Raw genomic sequence first — 16,616 nt, forward strand, 5'->3', positions numbered from 1 at the left:
CCTAACGGAGGGGTTGTTCATGCCAGGTCCCATCCAGTCGCTCGCCAGGGCGGCCGCGATCCTGCGCCTGCTGGCCGGCGGAGAGCGCAGGCTCGGCCTGTCGGACGTGGCCTCCTCCCTGGGCCTGGCGAAGGGCACCGCGCACGGCATCCTGCGCACGCTGCAGCAGGAGGGCTTCGTCGAGCAGGACCCGGTCTCCGGGCGCTACCAGCTGGGGGCGGAGCTGCTGCGGCTGGGCAACAGCTACCTGGACGTGCACGAGCTGCGGGCCCGCGCCCTGGTGTGGACCGACGACCTGGCGCGCTCCAGCGGCCAGGCCGTCTACCTGGGGGTGCTGCACCAGCAGGGGGTGCTCATCGTCCACCACGTCTTCCGTCCGGACGACAGCCGTCAGGTGCTGGAGGTCGGGGCCATGCACCCGCTGCACAGCAGCGCGCTGGGCAAGGTGCTGTCGGCGTACGACCCGGTGGCGCACAGCGAGGTGGTCGAGAGCGAGCGCGAGCCGCTGACGGCGCGCACCGTCACCGAGGGAGTGGCGTTCGAGGGTGTGCTGGATCTCACCCGCGCCCGCGGCTGGAGCGCCGACCTGGAGGAGACCTGGGACGGCGTGGCCTCCATCGCCGCGCCCATCCACGACCGGCACCGCATGACCGTGGGGGCGGTGGCCGTCACCGGCGCGGTCGAACGGGTCTGCGCGGACGGCGAGATCAGGCCCCAACTGGTCGCGGCGGTACGGGACTGCGCCAGGGCGGTCTCCCGCGACCTGGGCGCCGGCCGCTTCTGACGCCCGGACGGTGCCCGGCCGGCGCCCGGCCGAACGCGCCGACTCGGAGACCTTTCCGCAACCTGACGAACCCTTGACGGGTCCGGTCGCGCAGGAGAACACTCTCGTTCGACGGTCGACATTGTCGAACACCAGCCGACGGAGTCGGTAAGGTGTACGTAACCGTGGGACCGCCGAGGGCCTGGTGACAGGCCCACGGACTCCGGAACGGGACCGGGGTCCGCCTTCCCCTGGACGAAGGACAAAGGAGTCGCGAGTGTCCAGCGACCACATCTTCATCGGCGAGACCATCGGTACCGCTGTTCTGATCCTCCTCGGCGGCGGCGTCTGCGCGGCTGTCACCCTCAAGGGATCCAAGGCCCGTAACGCCGGCTGGGTGGCCATCACCTTCGGTTGGGGCTTCGCGGTCCTGGCCGGCGCCTACATCTCCGGTTCCCTCTCCGGCGCCCACCTGAACCCCGCCGTCACGATCGGTCTCGCGGTCGACAGCGGCGAGTGGGGCAAGGTCCCGGTCTACCTGGCCGGCCAGATGCTCGGCGCGATGATCGGCGCGGCCCTGGTGTGGATCACCTACTACGGCCAGTTCCAGGCCCACCTGACGGACGCCGAGATCACCGGCGGTCCGGGGGCGCAGGCCACCGCGGCCGCCGAGAAGCAGACCACGGGCCCCGGCCCGGTGCTGGGCATCTTCTCCACCGGCCCCGAGATCCGCAACGTCGCGCAGAACCTCGCCACGGAGATCATCGGCACCTTCGTCCTGGTGCTGTTCATCCTGACCCTCGGCCTGACCAAGGGCCTCGCGGTCTCGGGTACCGGCACGCTGATGGTGGCGCTGGTCGTGGTCGGCATCGGCCTCTCGCTCGGCGGGCCGACCGGGTACGCCATCAACCCCGCCCGCGACCTCGGTCCGCGCATCGTGCACGCCCTGCTGCCGCTGCCCAACAAGGGCGGCTCCGACTGGCGGTACGCCTGGATACCCGTCGTCGGCCCGATCGTCGGTTCGGTCCTCGCGGCCGGCCTGTACAAGATCGCATTCTGAGAAGCAGCCCCGACTTCCCAAGGACCCGAGGAGCACACCGTGACCGACGCCCACACCACCGGCCCGTTCATCGCGGCCATCGACCAGGGCACCACGTCCTCGCGCTGCATCATCTTCGACAAGGACGGCCGGATCGTCTCGGTCGGCCAGAAGGAGCACGAGCAGATCTTCCCCAAGCCGGGGTGGGTCGAGCACGACGCCGCCGAGATCTGGACCAACGTGCAGGAGGTCGTCGAGGAGGCGGTCCACAAGGCCGGCATCACCTCCGCCGACGTCAAGGCCATCGGCATCACCAACCAGCGCGAGACCACCGTCCTGTGGGACAAGAACACCGGTGAGCCGGTGCACAACGCCCTGGTCTGGCAGGACACCCGTACCGACGCCCTGTGCAAGGAACTCGGCCGCAACGTCGGGCAGGACCGTTTCCGCCGGGAGACCGGACTGCCGCTGGCCTCCTACTTCGCCGGACCCAAGATCCGCTGGCTGCTCGACAACGTCGAGGGCCTGCGCGAGCGCGCCGAGGCCGGGGACATCCTCTTCGGCACGATGGACAGCTGGGTGATCTGGAACCTCACCGGCGGCGTCGACGGCGGACGGCACGTCACCGACGTGACCAACGCCTCCCGCACCCTGCTGATGAACCTGCACACCCTCGACTGGGACGACAAGATCCTCCAGTCGATCGAGGTGCCCGCCGCGGTGCTCCCGGAGATCCGCTCCTCCGCCGAGGTGTACGGCGAGGCCGCCTCCGGCGCCCTGGCCGGCGTACCGGTCGCCTCCGCGCTCGGCGACCAGCAGGCGGCCCTGTTCGGCCAGACCTGCTACTCCGAGGGCGAGGCCAAGTCCACCTACGGCACCGGCACCTTCCTGCTGATGAACACCGGCGAGAAGCCGATCAACAGCTACAACGGCCTGATCACCACCGTCGGCTACCGCATCGGCGACCAGAAGCCGGTGTACGCCCTGGAGGGCTCGATCGCCGTCACCGGTTCGCTGGTGCAGTGGATGCGCGACCAGATGGGCCTGATCAAGACCGCGGCCGAGATCGAGACCCTCGCCCTGTCGGTCGAGGACAACGGCGGCGCGTACTTCGTGCCCGCCTTCTCCGGTCTGTTCGCCCCGTACTGGCGCTCCGACGCCCGCGGTGTGATCGCCGGCCTCACCCGGTACGTCACCAAGGCGCACATCGCCCGCGCCGTGCTGGAGGCGACCGCCTGGCAGACCCGGGAGATCGTCGACGCCATGACCAAGGACTCGGGCGTGGAGCTCACCGCGCTCAAGGTCGACGGCGGCATGACCGCGAACAACCTGCTGATGCAGACCCTCGCCGACTTCCTGGACGCACCGGTCGTGCGCCCGCTGGTCGCCGAGACCACCTGTCTGGGCGCCGCGTACGCGGCCGGCCTCGCGGTGGGCTTCTGGTCGGACACCGACGAGCTGCGCGCCAACTGGCGCCGGGCCGCCGAATGGACCCCCCGTATGGACGCCGAGGTCCGCGACCGCGAGTACAAGGACTGGCTCAAGGCCGTCGAGCGGACCATGGGCTGGATCGAAGAGGAGCACTGAACCGAACATGACCACCACGCAGCACGTCCCGGCGCTCGGGACGCGTCCGACCGCCGGCCGTAACCCGGGCCGCGCCGAGACCCGGGAACTGCTGAGCCGCGCCACCTACGACCTGCTGGTCATCGGCGGCGGCATCCTGGGCACCTCCGTGGCATGGCACGCCGCGCAGTCGGGGCTGCGGGTGGCGATGGTGGACGCCGGCGACTTCGCCGGCGCCACCAGCTCGGCCTCCTCCAAGCTCGTCCACGGCGGTCTGCGCTACCTGCAGACCGGCGCGGTCAAGCTGGTGGCGGAGAACCACATGGAACGGCGGGTCCTGGCCAGGGACGTGGCTCCGCACCTGGTCAACCCGCTCACCTTCCACCTGCCGGTCTACAAGGGCGGCCCGGTCGGCGCGGCCAAGCTCGGCGCGGGCGTCTTCGCCTACTCGGCGCTGTCCGCCTTCGGCGACGGGGTCGGCAGGATCATCTCCCCGGCCAGGGCGGCGGCCGCCAACCCCGCCCTGCGCACGGAGAACCTCAAGGCCGTCGCGGTCTACTACGACCACCAGATGAACGACTCCCGGATGGCCGTCATGACGGTGCGCGCCGCCGTCGAGGCGGGTGCCGTCGTCCTCAACCACGCCGAGGTCACCGGACTGCGCTTCACCCGCGGCCGGGTCACCGGAGCCGACCTCGAGGACCGGCTGGACGGCACCGCGTTCGGCGTGGACGCGCGGCTGGTGCTCAACGCGACCGGCCCCTGGGTCGACCACCTGCGCCGGATGGAGGACACGGGCGCCGCCCCCAGCATCCGGCTGTCCAAGGGCGCCCACATCGTGCTGAAGCGCAAGGCGCCGTGGCGGGCGGCCATGGCCACGCCGATCGACAAGTACCGCATCACCTTCGCCCTGCCGTGGGAGGACCAGCTGCTGCTGGGCACCACGGACGAGGAGTACACCGGCGACCCGGCGGACGTGCGGGCCACCGATGCCGACATCCGCCAGATCCTGGACGAGGCCTCGCACTCCGTGCGGGACGAGCACCTGTCCCCCGACCTGATCACCTACGCCTTCGCGGGCCTGCGGGTGCTGCCCGGCGGCCCCGGCGGCGTGGAGAAGGCCAAGCGCGAGACCGTTGTCACCGAGGGCAGCGGCGGCATGCTGTCGGTGGCGGGCGGCAAGTGGACGACGTACCGGCACATCGGCCGCACCGTCATCGCCAAGCTCGCCAAGCTGCCCGGCGGTCCGCTGAACGAGGACATGGAGCCCCTGGACCACCTGCCGCGCCGGGTGCCGCTGCCCGGCGTCGCCAACCCCAACGCGGTCGCCCACCGGCTGCTGGTCGACCGCGACCCGGGGCACCGCATCGACCCGCTGACCGCGCGTCACCTCGCCACCCACTACGGCGCGCTGTCCTTCGACATCGCCCGCATGGTGAACGAGGACCCGGCGCTCGGCGAGCGGATCCACCCGGACGCACCGGAGATATGGGCCCAGGTCGTGTACGCCCGCGACCACGAGTGGGCCGAGTCGGCGGACGACGTGCTGCGCCGCCGCACCACCCTGACGGTGCGCGGCCTGGACACCGCGGACGTCCGGGAGCGGGTCGAGTCGCTGCTGGCCGCCCGGCGCGACTGACACCCCCGACCCGTGGGCCCGGGCGCCCCGGGGCGAGCGGAAGGACCTCCCCGCTCACCCCGGACGCCCGGGCCGCCGCGTTTCCTGCGGGACGTAGACGTCCGCGAGCCCCTGGGCGTCGGCGTACGAGGGCAGGCCCGCAGGGAGCGGTGCGCCGTGCAGGGCGTGCCCGGCGGTGTCGACGGCGGCGTGGAGCGCGGCACGGAAGAGCAGCGAGCCGGTGCTGACCCGGCTCACCCCGAGCGCGGCGAGGCGGGGCAGCCCGGGGCCGCCGGGCGGCAGCAGGACGTTGAGCGGGGCGTCGAGGTCCGCGGCGAGCGAGGCGATGTCGCCGTCGTCGGCGATGCCGGGCACGAAGATCCCGTCGGCGCCGGCCGCGAGGTAGGCGGCGGCGCGGCGGCGGGTCTCGTCCCGTGGGTCCTCGGTGGTGCCGAGCCAGTAGGTGTCGGTGCGGGCGTTGACGAACAGCCCGGGGGCGGCGCCCTTGACCGCGGCGATGAGGGCGCACTGCGCGGCGGGGTCGGTCAGGTCCGCTCCGCCGGGGCGGCCGTCCTCGATGTTGACGCCCGCGACGCCCAGCCGCTCCAGGCCGGCGGCGAGTTCGGCGACGTCCTCGGGCGTGCCGCCGAAGCCCGCCTCGATGTCGACGCTGACCAGGACGGGCAGCCGCACGAGGTCGCGGGCCAGCCACAGGGTCGTCTCCCGGGTGGCGCCGGCCGCGTCCGGCAGGCCCGCCGCGGCGGCGACGCCCAGGCTCGTGGTGCCGATCGCCGGGTGGCCGCGGGCGGCGAGGGCGGCCGCGGAGGCGCGGTCCCACGCGCACGGCAGGAAGAGCGGGCGGCCTGCCCGGTGGAGGGCGCGGAAGGCCTCGAAGCGGTTCATGCGGTGGGTGCCTCCAGGGCGTCGGGCGCGATGCCCAGGTGGGTGCGCAGGGCGGCCCGGCCCCGCGCGGTGGTCTTCAGGGCCCGGCCACTGCCGATGCGCACGCACCAGCCGGACGCGAGGGCGTGCGCGCACAGCGCGGCCCCGGCGACGCCCGCCAGGTGCGGCCGGCGCTCCGTCCAGTCCAGGCAGGGCCGGGCGAGCGGGCGGCGGCCGGTGCGGGCGGCGGCCAGGTCGACACCGAGTCCGGCGAACCACTCCACGCCCTCGTCGGTGAGGGCGAAGCCGGTGCGCTGGGTGAGCAGTCCGCGCTCGGTCATGGCGTCCGTGACGAGGATGCCCAGGCGTCCGGCGAGGTGGTCGTAGCAGGTCCGGGCGCGGGCCATGGCGCTCCCGGCCCCCGCCTGCGCGAGGGTGCGCGGCGCGGGCGGCGGCCCGGCGTGGGCGGCGAGGTCCTCGACGAGCTGCGCGGTACGGGCGTCGGCAAGGCGTACGTAGCGGTGCCGGCCCTGGCGTTCCTCGGCGAGCAGTCCGCCCGCGACGAGCCGGCCGAGGTGCTCGCTGGCGGTCGAGGGCGCCACGCCGGTGTGCCGGGCCAGCTCGCCCGCCGTCCAGGCCCGGCCGTCGAGCAGTGCCAGGCACATCGCCGCCCTCGTCTCGTCGGCGAGCAGCGCCGCGAGGGCGGCGAGGGCGCTTCCCGCGTGGTTGTTCCGCACCATGTCCCCAGCATGCGCCCCGGACGTTTCGGCGCGCGCCGAACCGTCGCGGGCGTGCCCCGCGGCCGTCCGCAGCGGTCCACGACCGTCCGCGGCTTGACAGGACGTCAGCCGAGACCCCACCCTTTCATCACTTGCTTAGTGAAAGGGTGTTTCGCGCATGGTCGAGTTCCGCATCGACCGCCGCAGCGGTGTCGCCACGTACCTCCAGATCGTCCAGCAGACCAAACAGGCCCTGCGGCTGGGGCTGCTGGAGCCCGGCGACCGGCTGCCGACGGCCCGCGAGGTCGTCGCGGCGACCGCCGTCAACCCCAACACCGTGCTCAAGGCGTACCGCGAACTGGAGCGCGAGGGCCTGGTGGAGGCGCGCCGGGGCCTCGGCACCTTCGTCCAGAAGTCGCTGGGCGGCGGCCCGGCCGACTCGCCGCTCGCCGGCGAACTGGCCGACTGGATGCGCCGGGCACGCGTCGCCGGCCTCGACCGCGAGGACGCGGCGGCACTGTTCCACTCCGTACTGGACCAGGAGTTCTCCGAGGGAGAGAGATGAACCAGGAAGCGGCCGCCGTCGAGGCGGCCGGGCTCGGCATGCGCTACGCGTGGGGCCGGGACCCCGTCCTGCGGGACTGTTCCTTCCGGCTTCCGGCCGGCCGGATCTGCGCGCTCGTCGGCCCCAACGGCGCGGGCAAGTCGACGCTGCTCGCGCTCACCGCGGGGCTGCTCCGCCCCACCGAGGGGGAGCTCCGCGTGTACGGCACGACGCCCGGCGCGGCCCGCGCGCGGCTGGCGTACGTCGCCCAGGACAAGCCGCTCCACCCGCAGCTCACCGTGGCGGCGACCCTGCGGCTCGGCGCCGAGCTCAACCCGGGCCGCTGGGACCGGGAGGCCGCCGAACGGGTCGCCTACGGCGGCGGCCTGACGCCCGGTACGCGCGTCCGCGCCCTCTCCGGCGGGCAGCGCACCCGCGTGGCGCTCGCCCTGGCCCTGGGCAAGCGGGCCGAACTGCTGCTCCTGGACGAGCCGATGGCCGACCTCGACCCGCTCTCCCGCCACGAGCTGACCGGCGCCCTCATGGCATCGGCGGCCGAGCGCGGTACCACCATCGTGATCTCCTCGCACGTCGTCGCCGAACTCGAGGGCGTCTGCGACCACCTGCTGCTGCTCGGCGGGGGCCGGGTCCGGCTGGCCGGCGACACCGACGACCTGCTGGCCGCGCACCGCAGACTCACCGGCACCGGCGCGGACTTCGGCCCCCACACCGTCGTCGAGGAGCACGCCAACGGACGCGGGCGGACCGCGCTGGTCCGCCCCGTAGGGGCGCCGGAGGGCGACTGGCTCGTGGAGGAGCCCACCCTCGAGGAGCTGGTCCTCGCCCATCTGCGCAACCCCGGGACGCCCGCCCTGCTCATCGCCGACGCCCCGCCCGCACCCCGCCAGGAGATCGCCGTATGACCGCCGTCGCCCCCGCCCCCCGACCGCCGCTCCTGCGCGGCGTGCCCTGGTCGGTGCTGCGCCTGCACCGTACGGCGCTGTGGCTGTGGATCGCCTTCGTCGCGGCCGGATCCGGCTGGCTGCTGTGGTCGTACGAGCCGGGCGGAACGCCCCCGGTACCGGGCTCCCGTCCGTTCGACGACTTCGCCGCCCTCCATCTCACCGCCCGCGCGATCCTGCTCCTCCCGTTCGTCGTGGCCGTCTACGCCGGCGGCGCGCTGATCGGCCGTGAGGTGGAGAACGGCACGGCCGCATTCGCCTGGACCCAGTCGGTGAGTCCGGCCCGCTGGCTCGCCGCCAAGCTCGCCCTGCCCGCTCTGCTGCTGACCGCGGGCACGGCGGTCCTGTCCCTCCTCTTCCGGTGGGTGTGGACCTCGGGCGACGCCGCCCAGGCCCCCGGGTGGTACGAGACGGACGTCTTCTTCGCCGGCGGCCCCGTCGGGCTCGCCCACGTCCTGCTCGGCCTGGCGCTGGGCGGCCTGGGCGGCCTGCTGATGCGGCGCGCGCTCAGTGGCCTCGGCCTGGCATTCTTCGCCACCCTCCTGATCCACGTCGTCCTCTCCACGGTCCGGTCCCATTTGTGGCCGACGACCCGGTGGACCGGCCTCCAGGCGGCCCACCTGCCCGGCAGTGCCGACCGGATCGAGGTGGGCGTCGTCACCCCCGAGGGACGATCGCTGACCGGTCTGCAGTGCAATCTGGATCTGCCCACGGATTTCCACCGGTGCCTGGCGGACTTCGGTGCCGCCGACGCCTACGCCGTGGTGCACCCGGCCTCGCACTTCTGGCCGCTGCAGCTCGTCGAGACCGGCATCGTGCTGGCCCTCGCCGCCCTCGTCAGCTGGGCCGCCTTCGCGCTGCTCCGCCGTCGGACGGCCTGAGGCCGGGCCATAGGCTGATCCGCACAGCATCGTCCCGCCCGGCCCGGAGGCCCGATGACCACGGATCAGCTGCCCATCTCCCGCATCCCGCGTACGGGGCTGCCCCGGCACGCGGTCGTCGTGGGCGACCCGGCGCGCGCCGCGGAGGTCGCCGCCCTGCTCACGGAGCCGCGCGAGGTGTCGCACCACCGCGAGTACCGCACCTTCACCGGCGCCTGGAAGGGCACCCCCGTCGTGGTGTCCTCGCACGGGGTCGGCGGGCCGGGCGCCATGTGCCTGTTCCAGGAACTGGCCGAGGCGGGCGTCGGCACGATCCTGCGCCTGGGCACGGCGGGCGCCATCCGCGCCGGCATAGGGGACGGCGACCTGGTGATCGCCGAGGCCGCGGTACGGGACGACGGGGTGACGCAGCAGTTGCTGCCGCCGGAGTACCCGGCGTACGCGGCGCCGGAGGCGGTGCTCGCGCTGCAGCGGGCGGCCCGGGCGGCGGGGGCGCCGCACCACCGGGGCGTGGTGTGGACGCGGGCGGCCTTCCAGCCGGGCTTCCTGCCGCTGCCCGGCGCGGCGTACGCGGCGGCCGGGATCGCCGCGATCGAGATGGAGCTGTCGGCGCTGCTGGTGCTGGCCTCGACGCGCGGCCTGGTGGCCGGCGGGGCGCTCGTCGTCGACGGCGCCAACGCCGACGACCTGGTCGACGTGGAGGCCACGGGCGGCTACGACCCGCACCGGGCGGTGGTCGCCGAGGGGGTCGCCCGCGGCAGCCGGGTAACGTTGGACGCCTTGCATCTGCTGGCCACCGAGTACGGAAGCGACGAGAAGTGAGCGCTCAGGACGCCGATCTGCTGGTGCACGGCGGCGATGTGCTGACCGTCGACGCGGCGGGCACCGTCGTCACCGACGGCGCGGTCGCCGTGCGGGACGGCGAGATCGTCGCCGTCGGCCCCACCGCGCAGGTGCGCGCGGCCCATCGCGCCGCCGAGGAGATCGACGCCACGGGGTGCCTGGTGCTCCCCGGGCTGGTCAACACCCACACCCACCTGGCGATGACCCTGCTGCGGGGCTGCGCCGACGACGTCGACCTGCAGGAGTTCCTGGCCCGGGTGATCCCCCGCGAGGCCGAGCTGCTCTCGCCGCGGGCGGTGGCCGCGGGCGTGCGGGTGGCCGTGGCGGAGAGCGTACGGGCCGGGGTGACCACGGGCCTGGACATGTACTGGTTCCACGAGGCCGCCGAGGAGGCCGCGCGGGCGGCGGGCTGGCGGCTGCTGGCCGGACCGACCTTCATGGACGTGCCCGGGCCGCCGGACGGCCGGCCCTACGGCGACCGGATGGCCTGGGCCGCCGCCGACCTGGCCGCGCGTACCGCCCGGGCGCCCGGCACGCGGCCGGTGGTCTTCGCGCACAGCGCCTACACCCTCGCCCCCGAGCAGCTCGTCGCGATCAGCGCGCTGGCCCGTGAGCACGGCGCGCTGCTGCACGTCCACGCGGCGGAGAACGCGGCCGAGGTCGCGACGGTGGTCGAGGCGCACGGCAAGCGGCCGGTCGAGCTGCTGGATTCCCTCGGCGTCCTCGGGCCCGACGTGCTGCTGGCGCACGCCGTGGACCTGACCGACGGCGAGATCGCCGCCCTGGCCAGGACCGGCACCGCCGTCGCGCACTGCCCGGTCTCCAACCTGAAGCTGGGCTGCGGCATCGCCCGCGTCCCGGAGCTGCTGGCCGCCGGGGTCACCGTCGGGCTCGGCACCGACGGGGTGGTGAGCTCCAACACCCTCGACGTCCTGGGCGCGGTGCGGGCCGCCGCGCTGGTGCACAAGGCCGGCGGCGACCCGACCGCCGTCGGCGCGCAGCAGGCGGTGCGGATGGCGACGATCGAGGCCGCCCGCGCGCTGGGCCTCGCCGACCAGCTGGGCTCCCTGGAGCCGGGCAAGCGCGCCGACCTGGCCGTGCTCGACCTCGGCGGGCCGCACCTCACGCCGCGCCACGACCCCTGGTCGATGCTGGCGTACGCGGCCGCCGCGGCGGACGTACGGGACACCGTCGTCGACGGCCGGGTCCTGATGCGCGACCGGGTGCTGCTCACCCTCGACGAGCCGGCCGCGCTGCGCGAGGTGGAGGCGCTGGAGCTGGAGCACCCCTCGTGACCTCCGCCGTCGAACCCACGCGTGGCTTCACCGGGCGCAGCCGCGCCGCCGACCGCGATCCACGGCTGCCTCCCGGCCAGTACGACGCCCGCGACACCTGGCCGGTCCTCTCCGCCGAGGTCACGCCCGTGATCGCGGCGGCGGACTGGACGCTGCGGGTGGACGGGCTGGTGGACCGCCCGCACACCTGGGACTGGGACGCGGCGCACGCCCTGCCCGGCTCCGAGTACCGGGGCGACATCCACTGCGTGACCGGCTGGTCCAAGTTCGGCGTGCGCTTCGGCGGGGTGTCGGTCGACTCCTTCCTGGAGGCGGCACGCCCCTCCGCCGCGGCCACCCACGTCGTCGCCTGGTCCCACACCGGCTACGCCGCCAACCTGCCGCTCACCGACGTCACCGGCGGCCGCGCCTGGATCGTCTGGGAGTACGACGGCGCCCCGCTCGCCGCCGAGCACGGCGGCCCGGCCCGGCTGGTCGTCCCGCACCTGTACTTCTGGAAGAGCACCAAGTGGATCGCGGGCCTGCGCCTGCTCGACCACGACGAGTCGGGCTTCTGGGAGCAGAACGGCTACCACCACCGGGGCAACCCCTGGCAGGAGCAGCGCTACGCCCATGACTGACCTCGCCGCCCCCGGCGCCGCCCCCGTCCCGGCGTTCGTCCCGCCGACCCGGTTCGCCGTGCCCGGCCGCATCGCGGTCCCCGAGGCCGCGTCCTCGGTCTGGCGGCGCGCGGTGATCACGGAGATCCGCCGGGAGACCCCGCGCACCTCCACGTTCCGCCTGGCGGTGCCCGGCTGGGCGGGCCACCGGCCCGGCCAGTACCTGACGCTGCGCCTCACGGCCCCCGACGGCTACACGGCGCAGCGCAACTACTCGGTCGCCTCCGCCCCTGACGCCTCCGGCCACATCGAGCTGACCCTGGACCACGTGGCCGGCGGCGAGGTCTCCGGGTACCTGCACACCGTCGCCCGGCCGGGCGACACCGTCGAGGTCCGCGGCCCGCACAGCGGCTTCTTCGCCTGGACGGGTGACCATCCGGCGCTGCTGCTGGGCGCCGGGTCGGGCGTGGTGCCGCTCATGGCGATGGTGCGCCACCGCCGGCTGCGGGGCCTGGACGTACCGCTGCGGCTGATCGTCTCGGCCCGCACCCGCGAGGACCTGATCTACGCCGCCGAGTACGGCCCGGAGACGACCGTGCTGCTCACCCGTGCCGAGGGCCGCCTCACCGCCGCCCACCTGGCCCCGCACCTCGCGGATCCGCCGCCCGGCGGCTGGGAGGCGTACGTGTGCGGCGGCAACGGTTTCGCCGAGCACGCCTCGCGTCTGCTGGCGGACGCCGGGCAGCCGCTCGACCGGATCCGCATCGAGCGATTCGGCTGATCAGCGAGGTTCGGGTATCCTCCTCTTTACGTGATCTTCCGGGGCACAACTCCGGGGGACCTCACCGGGACGTGGCGCAGCTTGGTAGCGCACTTGACTGGGGGTCAAGGGGTCGCAGGTTCAAATCCTGTCGTCCCGACTCTGTTTCGGCAGGTCGGAGCCGCAGTATCCATGATCGGATACTGCGGCTTTTCGCTTGTGTCACCCAGGTGTCACCCAAGCGCGCCGTCTCAGGGGCTGTCGTCGGGTGACAGATCTCTCTCCTGGGTGTCACCGTGTTCGCTGATTCCTGGCGTGATGACCGTTGTGAAGTTCACATGCGCGGCGGATCTACGTTGTAAAGGACGGCGCTCGGCGTGGCAGGGACGGTTGGGGTCTCACCGCCGGCTAGTCCGGCTTCGGCTGATAGAGGAAGAGAGCGGCCTCTCATGCGTGAGCCTGGTTTGCCAGAAGGGGCGTAAGTCAGACGTCTCGCGGGCGGACGCCTCAGGAGGCGGATGGGTATGCCGTGGCCTGCCGTTGGCGGGCGCGTAGCCGGCGGCGCTCTGCGGGGGTGGTGCCGCCCCACATGCCGTCCGGTTCGCCGGTGCGCACGGCCCAGTCAAGGCAGGCCGGCTGTACGGGGCATGCCTGGCAGATGCGCCGTGCCTGTTCACTGGGTTGACTGGGTTGGGCGGCGTCCCAGGTGATCGGGAAGAACAGGTCGGGGTCCGCGTCCCGACAGGCGGCGCGGGCCGTCCAGTGCACAGGTGGTCGTGGGTCGTGGTGCTGGTGAGTCTGGTGGAGTGTCATGATCACCGCCTGGTGAACGATGGTGTGGGTCGGTCTGGGCGAGACCGGACCGCATGCGGAGGCAGACGGCACGACTCCGGTCGCGTTCAGCGGGTGTGCCGGTCGGCGCCTGACGACGGTGTCGGCGTGGCCGGCGTTCTGCTGGCCAGGGCGGTGAGGAGTGCATGCTCGACCGTGTTGTGCACGGGCAGGAGCGCATGAACCCGGATCGATTGCCCGTGCCGCTCATTTCCAGGTAGCCGAGCCGTAGCGGCAGCAGTCGACGATTCGACCGGTGCCGCAGGAGTCGTACGCGACTTCGATGTCGACCGGGTGGCCGAGCAGGTCAGCCGCATCGTGGACCAGCGCGCGGAGCCGTCGGCGCCGCACCCGGCCCAGCCCTTCTCGCGGGTCGCCGGTCTCTGGCGTGCTGGTCCAGATGCTCGCGCGGCGACCGCGCCCAAGGGGATGCCCGCTCATCACCAGCACAGAGCGGTGCACGGTCGGCATGCGCTGGACCACGATGGCCCATCCCGACCAGCGGGCGTAGGGGTTCTCGAGCCGATGGTGCGCCAGCACGTCGCAAAGGCCGCCTTCCCCTGCTTCAGCTGTTGGGTGAGGTCCCCGGTGGCGCTGCCGGGGACCTCACCACTAGACCTGGTTACGCCCCGACCGCGTGCACGGCTTCGAGGATCGACGCTGTCACGACTTCAGGCTGGGAAACGCTGAGCGCGTGGGACGCGCCGGGGACCTCGCGTATCCCCTTGGCGCCGGCCCGGTTCGCCATGAAGCGGTGCAGAGCGACGGGAATGTTGAGGTCCTCGTCGCTGAAGACGAACCACGACGGGATGGATCTCCACGCCGGGGCGTCCGTCGGCAGCCCTGCGGCGAGGGCGATCTCCGTGACCGGGCGCTGGGTCGCGCTCATCACGGCGGCCCGGCCGGAGGGCACGTCGGCGGCGAACTGGTGGTGGAAGGCGTCCGCCCGGATGGCGAACTCGTTGCCACCCGTCGTGACCGGGTAGGCGGTAAGGGCGTCGCCGAGGGTGCTCCCGGGGAACTTGGTCGACAGCGCGAACGCGGACTCACCCTGCTCGGGCGCGAACGCACAGACGTAGACGAGGCCGGCCACCTTGTCGCTGCCGGCGGCTTCGGTGATCACCATGCCGCCGTAGGAGTGCCCGACGAGGACCACGGGGGTGTCGATACCGGCAAGCACATCGCGTAGATAGGCGGCGTCGCCCGGCAGGCTGCGTAGCGGATTGGCGACGGCGATCGCGGGTACGGCGTTCGCCTGCAGTTGCTCGACGACGGCGTTCCAGCTGGCGGATTCGGCGAAGGCGCCGTGCACGAGAACGACGGTCGGTTTCTGCTGGGCCATGATTCTGCCTATCTGATCAGTAGCGGCCGAGGGCCTTGCGGAGGACGTGGATGGCCTGCTCGATCGCGCCGGTTGTGGCGGCGGTGCCGTGCAAGGGGTTGAGCATCATGAAGTCGTGGAGGGTGCCGTTGTAGCGGATGGTCGTGGTGCGAACGCCGGCCTCGATGAGCTTGCGTCCGTAGGCCTCGCCCTCGTCGCGCAGGACGTCGTTCTCGTCGACGATGAGGAAGGTCTCGGGTAGCCCGGCGAGCTCCTCGACGGTCGCCCGCAGCGGTGAGGCGGTGATCTGGTCGCGTTGGTCCTTGTCGGGCAGGTAGGCGTCCCAGAACCACGCCATGGCCTTGGCCGTCAGATGCGGCCCGTCGGCGAATTCGCGGTAGCTGCCGGTGTCTTGGCCCGCGTCGGTGACCGGGTAGTACAGCGACTGGTGCACGAATGTGACGTCGCCGCGCTGCTTGGCCAAGATGGCCAAGACGGCGGTCATGTTCCCGCCGACGGAGTCCCCGGCGACGGCCAGGCGAGAGCTGTCGAGGCCCTCGGTGACGCCGTGCTTGGCGATCCATTGCGCGGTGGCGTACGCCTGCTCGATCGCGACCGGGTAGCGGGCCTCGGGCGAGCGGTCGTACTCGACGAACACGACCGCGGCGTTCACCCCGACGGCCAGTTCCCGGACGAGCCGGTCGTGGGTGCCGGCGTCGCCGAGGATCCAGCCGCCGCCGTGGACGTACAGGATGACCGGCAGTCGGTCTTCGGCGCCGACCGGCTTGATGATGCGGACCCGCACCTTGCCGACCTCGGCGGGAACGGTGATCCACTTTTCCTGGACGTCGAGCTTGTCGATCGGAGCGGCCTGGATGTCGTCGAGCACCTTACGGGCGCGATCAGGCCCGAGCTCGTACAGGAAGGGGGGTCTGGCGGCGGCATCGGCGAATTCCTGCGCCGCTGCTTCCAGAACGTGCCTGTTCATAGTGCTGCCTTTCTGTCGTGTCATTCAGCAAGACCGCGCAGCCACTCAGGTTCGTTACGAGACCGCACGAAAGCCTTTCCCTGCACCCGCCCAACCGTCGGCCGCGAGAAGCTCGTCTACCTCCGCCCGTGCCGCGTCGAGTGCTTCAGCCGAGCGGCGCCGAGCGCCGAGACCCGCGGAATACTCTGCTGCTGCCTCCCCGACGACGCGGCCGAAGAAGAGGAGTTCGATGGGTGAGTTGCCGCCGAGACGGTTGGCGCCGTGCAGGCCGCTCCCTGCTTCTCCGATCGCGTACGAGCCGTCGACGCCCGTGCCGTGGTCCTCAGGTCGCACCCAGACCCCGCCCATCGAGTAGTGCGCCGTCGGTGCGACCTCGATCGGGTCCTTGGTGATGTCGAGCATCTGCAGTTCCCGTGCCGCTTCGGAGACGAGGGTGCCCGCCGTGTTCTCGGGCAAAATCAGACCCGACGGGTGAAACTGCACCAGCTCGGCGTCGCGGATGCGGCAGCCCGCGAGTACGGCCAGGCGGAATGAGTCGCCGGTGGTCTCGCCGCGGCGGGAGGAGGTGCGCCGCCAGATCCGCGTGTGGCCGCCGGCGGCGAGGATCACCGCGTCGGCGTGGATGACGTAGTGGCTGCCGTCGGTCAGGTCGAAGCCGTACGCGCCGAAGACCGCGTTGTCGCGGACGGGAATGCGCGTGATGTACACGGTGTCGAGGATGGGGACATCCAACTGCGCCGCCCGGTTGACCAGGGTGCGTTGGATCTCGAGTCCCGTGTAGTCGCCGGCGTAGTCGGTCCGCCGGTACGTGTGGGCGCCGAAGAAGCGCTGCGAGATCCGCCCATCCCAGGAGGACGACCGGGCGGCGGCGTGATTTGTGACCTCATCACCGTCGCGTGGGCGGCGACAACGGTGGACCACGGTGGCCACCACGGTCTCCCAAGGGCGCGATGGAGGGGTCCGGCAAGCGACCGTGATCGCAGCGGCATCACCGGATGCTGGGTG

General features: G+C 72.8%; 17 protein-coding genes, 1 tRNA gene and 1 pseudogene. 12 read left to right on the forward strand and 7 right to left on the reverse strand.

Annotated features, from left to right (window positions below; translation table 11 throughout):
* The first annotated feature begins 19 nt into the window (after positions 1-19).
* The 4 genes from ACZ7MY_RS21100 (at position 20) to ACZ7MY_RS21115 (ending at position 5,007) form a co-directional block, all read left to right on the forward strand.
* Positions 20-784, forward strand: coding sequence for an IclR family transcriptional regulator (locus tag ACZ7MY_RS21100; protein ID WP_499603582.1), 765 nt, complete (start codon positions 20-22; stop codon positions 782-784).
* Between the two features lie 256 nt (positions 785-1,040).
* Positions 1,041-1,823, forward strand: coding sequence for an MIP/aquaporin family protein (locus ACZ7MY_RS21105; protein WP_499603583.1), 783 nt, complete (start codon positions 1,041-1,043; stop codon positions 1,821-1,823).
* Between the two features lie 39 nt (positions 1,824-1,862).
* The gene (gene glpK, locus ACZ7MY_RS21110) at positions 1,863-3,389 is read left to right on the forward strand and encodes a glycerol kinase GlpK (RefSeq protein ID WP_499603585.1); all 1,527 of its coding nucleotides are present in this window, start codon (positions 1,863-1,865) and stop codon (positions 3,387-3,389) included.
* Between the two features lie 7 nt (positions 3,390-3,396).
* Positions 3,397-5,007: a glycerol-3-phosphate dehydrogenase/oxidase gene (locus ACZ7MY_RS21115; RefSeq protein ID WP_499603586.1), complete on the forward strand. Its 1,611-nt coding sequence runs from the start codon at positions 3,397-3,399 to the stop codon at positions 5,005-5,007.
* A 54-nt stretch (positions 5,008-5,061) separates the two neighbouring features.
* Here the strand turns inward: ACZ7MY_RS21115 and ACZ7MY_RS21120 are convergent, their stop codons facing one another.
* Positions 5,062-5,889 carry an isocitrate lyase/PEP mutase family protein gene (locus tag ACZ7MY_RS21120; RefSeq protein ID WP_499603588.1) on the reverse strand — a complete coding sequence of 276 codons (828 nt, stop codon included), beginning with the start codon at positions 5,887-5,889 and terminating at the stop codon, positions 5,062-5,064.
* Positions 5,886-6,608 carry an ArsR/SmtB family transcription factor gene (locus ACZ7MY_RS21125; protein WP_499603590.1) on the reverse strand — a complete coding sequence of 241 codons (723 nt, stop codon included), beginning with the start codon at positions 6,606-6,608 and terminating at the stop codon, positions 5,886-5,888. Before ACZ7MY_RS21125 ends, ACZ7MY_RS21120 begins: the two co-directional genes overlap by 4 nt.
* A 157-nt stretch (positions 6,609-6,765) precedes the next feature.
* On the opposite strand from ACZ7MY_RS21125, the gene ACZ7MY_RS21130 reads away from it, so the two are divergent.
* From ACZ7MY_RS21130 to ACZ7MY_RS21165, 8 genes are all read left to right on the forward strand, one after another.
* Positions 6,766-7,152: a GntR family transcriptional regulator gene (locus tag ACZ7MY_RS21130; RefSeq protein WP_499603592.1), complete on the forward strand. Its 387-nt coding sequence runs from the start codon at positions 6,766-6,768 to the stop codon at positions 7,150-7,152.
* Positions 7,149-8,054: an ABC transporter ATP-binding protein gene (locus tag ACZ7MY_RS21135; RefSeq protein ID WP_499603593.1), complete on the forward strand. Its 906-nt coding sequence runs from the start codon at positions 7,149-7,151 to the stop codon at positions 8,052-8,054. Before ACZ7MY_RS21130 ends, ACZ7MY_RS21135 begins: the two co-directional genes overlap by 4 nt.
* Positions 8,051-8,974, forward strand: a complete 924-nt coding sequence (locus ACZ7MY_RS21140) for an ABC-2 membrane transporter-related protein (RefSeq protein ID WP_499603594.1) — start codon at positions 8,051-8,053, stop codon at positions 8,972-8,974. Before ACZ7MY_RS21135 ends, ACZ7MY_RS21140 begins: the two co-directional genes overlap by 4 nt.
* A gap of 54 nt (positions 8,975-9,028) precedes the next feature.
* The gene (locus ACZ7MY_RS21145) at positions 9,029-9,796 is read left to right on the forward strand and encodes a phosphorylase family protein (protein WP_499603596.1); all 768 of its coding nucleotides are present in this window, start codon (positions 9,029-9,031) and stop codon (positions 9,794-9,796) included.
* Positions 9,793-11,112, forward strand: coding sequence for an amidohydrolase (locus ACZ7MY_RS21150; protein WP_499603597.1), 1,320 nt, complete (start codon positions 9,793-9,795; stop codon positions 11,110-11,112). Before ACZ7MY_RS21145 ends, ACZ7MY_RS21150 begins: the two co-directional genes overlap by 4 nt.
* Positions 11,109-11,732 (forward strand): sulfite oxidase-like oxidoreductase, encoded by a 624-nt coding sequence (locus tag ACZ7MY_RS21155; protein ID WP_499603599.1) that lies wholly within the window; start codon positions 11,109-11,111, stop codon positions 11,730-11,732. Before ACZ7MY_RS21150 ends, ACZ7MY_RS21155 begins: the two co-directional genes overlap by 4 nt.
* Positions 11,725-12,492, forward strand: a complete 768-nt coding sequence (locus ACZ7MY_RS21160; RefSeq protein ID WP_499603601.1) for a ferredoxin reductase — start codon at positions 11,725-11,727, stop codon at positions 12,490-12,492. The genes ACZ7MY_RS21155 and ACZ7MY_RS21160 overlap by 8 nt, the downstream gene beginning before the upstream one ends.
* A gap of 65 nt (positions 12,493-12,557) precedes the next feature.
* A tRNA-Pro gene (locus ACZ7MY_RS21165) sits at positions 12,558-12,631 on the forward strand.
* 347 nt (positions 12,632-12,978) lie between these two features.
* Here the strand turns inward: ACZ7MY_RS21165 and ACZ7MY_RS21170 are convergent.
* The 5 genes and pseudogenes from ACZ7MY_RS21170 to ACZ7MY_RS21190 form a co-directional block, all read right to left on the reverse strand.
* Positions 12,979-13,284, reverse strand: a complete 306-nt coding sequence (locus ACZ7MY_RS21170) for a WhiB family transcriptional regulator (protein WP_499603603.1) — start codon at positions 13,282-13,284, stop codon at positions 12,979-12,981.
* Positions 13,285-13,509: 225 nt separating this feature from the next.
* Positions 13,510-13,842: a hypothetical protein gene (locus ACZ7MY_RS21175; protein ID WP_499603605.1), complete on the reverse strand. Its 333-nt coding sequence runs from the start codon at positions 13,840-13,842 to the stop codon at positions 13,510-13,512.
* Positions 13,843-13,924: 82 nt separating this feature from the next.
* Positions 13,925-14,644 (reverse strand): alpha/beta fold hydrolase, encoded by a 720-nt coding sequence (locus ACZ7MY_RS21180; RefSeq protein WP_499603607.1) that lies wholly within the window; start codon positions 14,642-14,644, stop codon positions 13,925-13,927.
* A 16-nt stretch (positions 14,645-14,660) separates the two neighbouring features.
* Positions 14,661-15,611 carry an alpha/beta hydrolase gene (locus ACZ7MY_RS21185; protein ID WP_499603608.1) on the reverse strand — a complete coding sequence of 317 codons (951 nt, stop codon included), beginning with the start codon at positions 15,609-15,611 and terminating at the stop codon, positions 14,661-14,663.
* Between the two features lie 93 nt (positions 15,612-15,704).
* Positions 15,705-16,499: pseudogene (locus tag ACZ7MY_RS21190) on the reverse strand (FAD-binding protein); the annotation flags it as partial.
* Between the last annotated feature and the right edge of the window lie 117 nt (positions 16,500-16,616).

Source organism: Streptomyces sp. NPDC111520 (assembly GCF_055635295.1).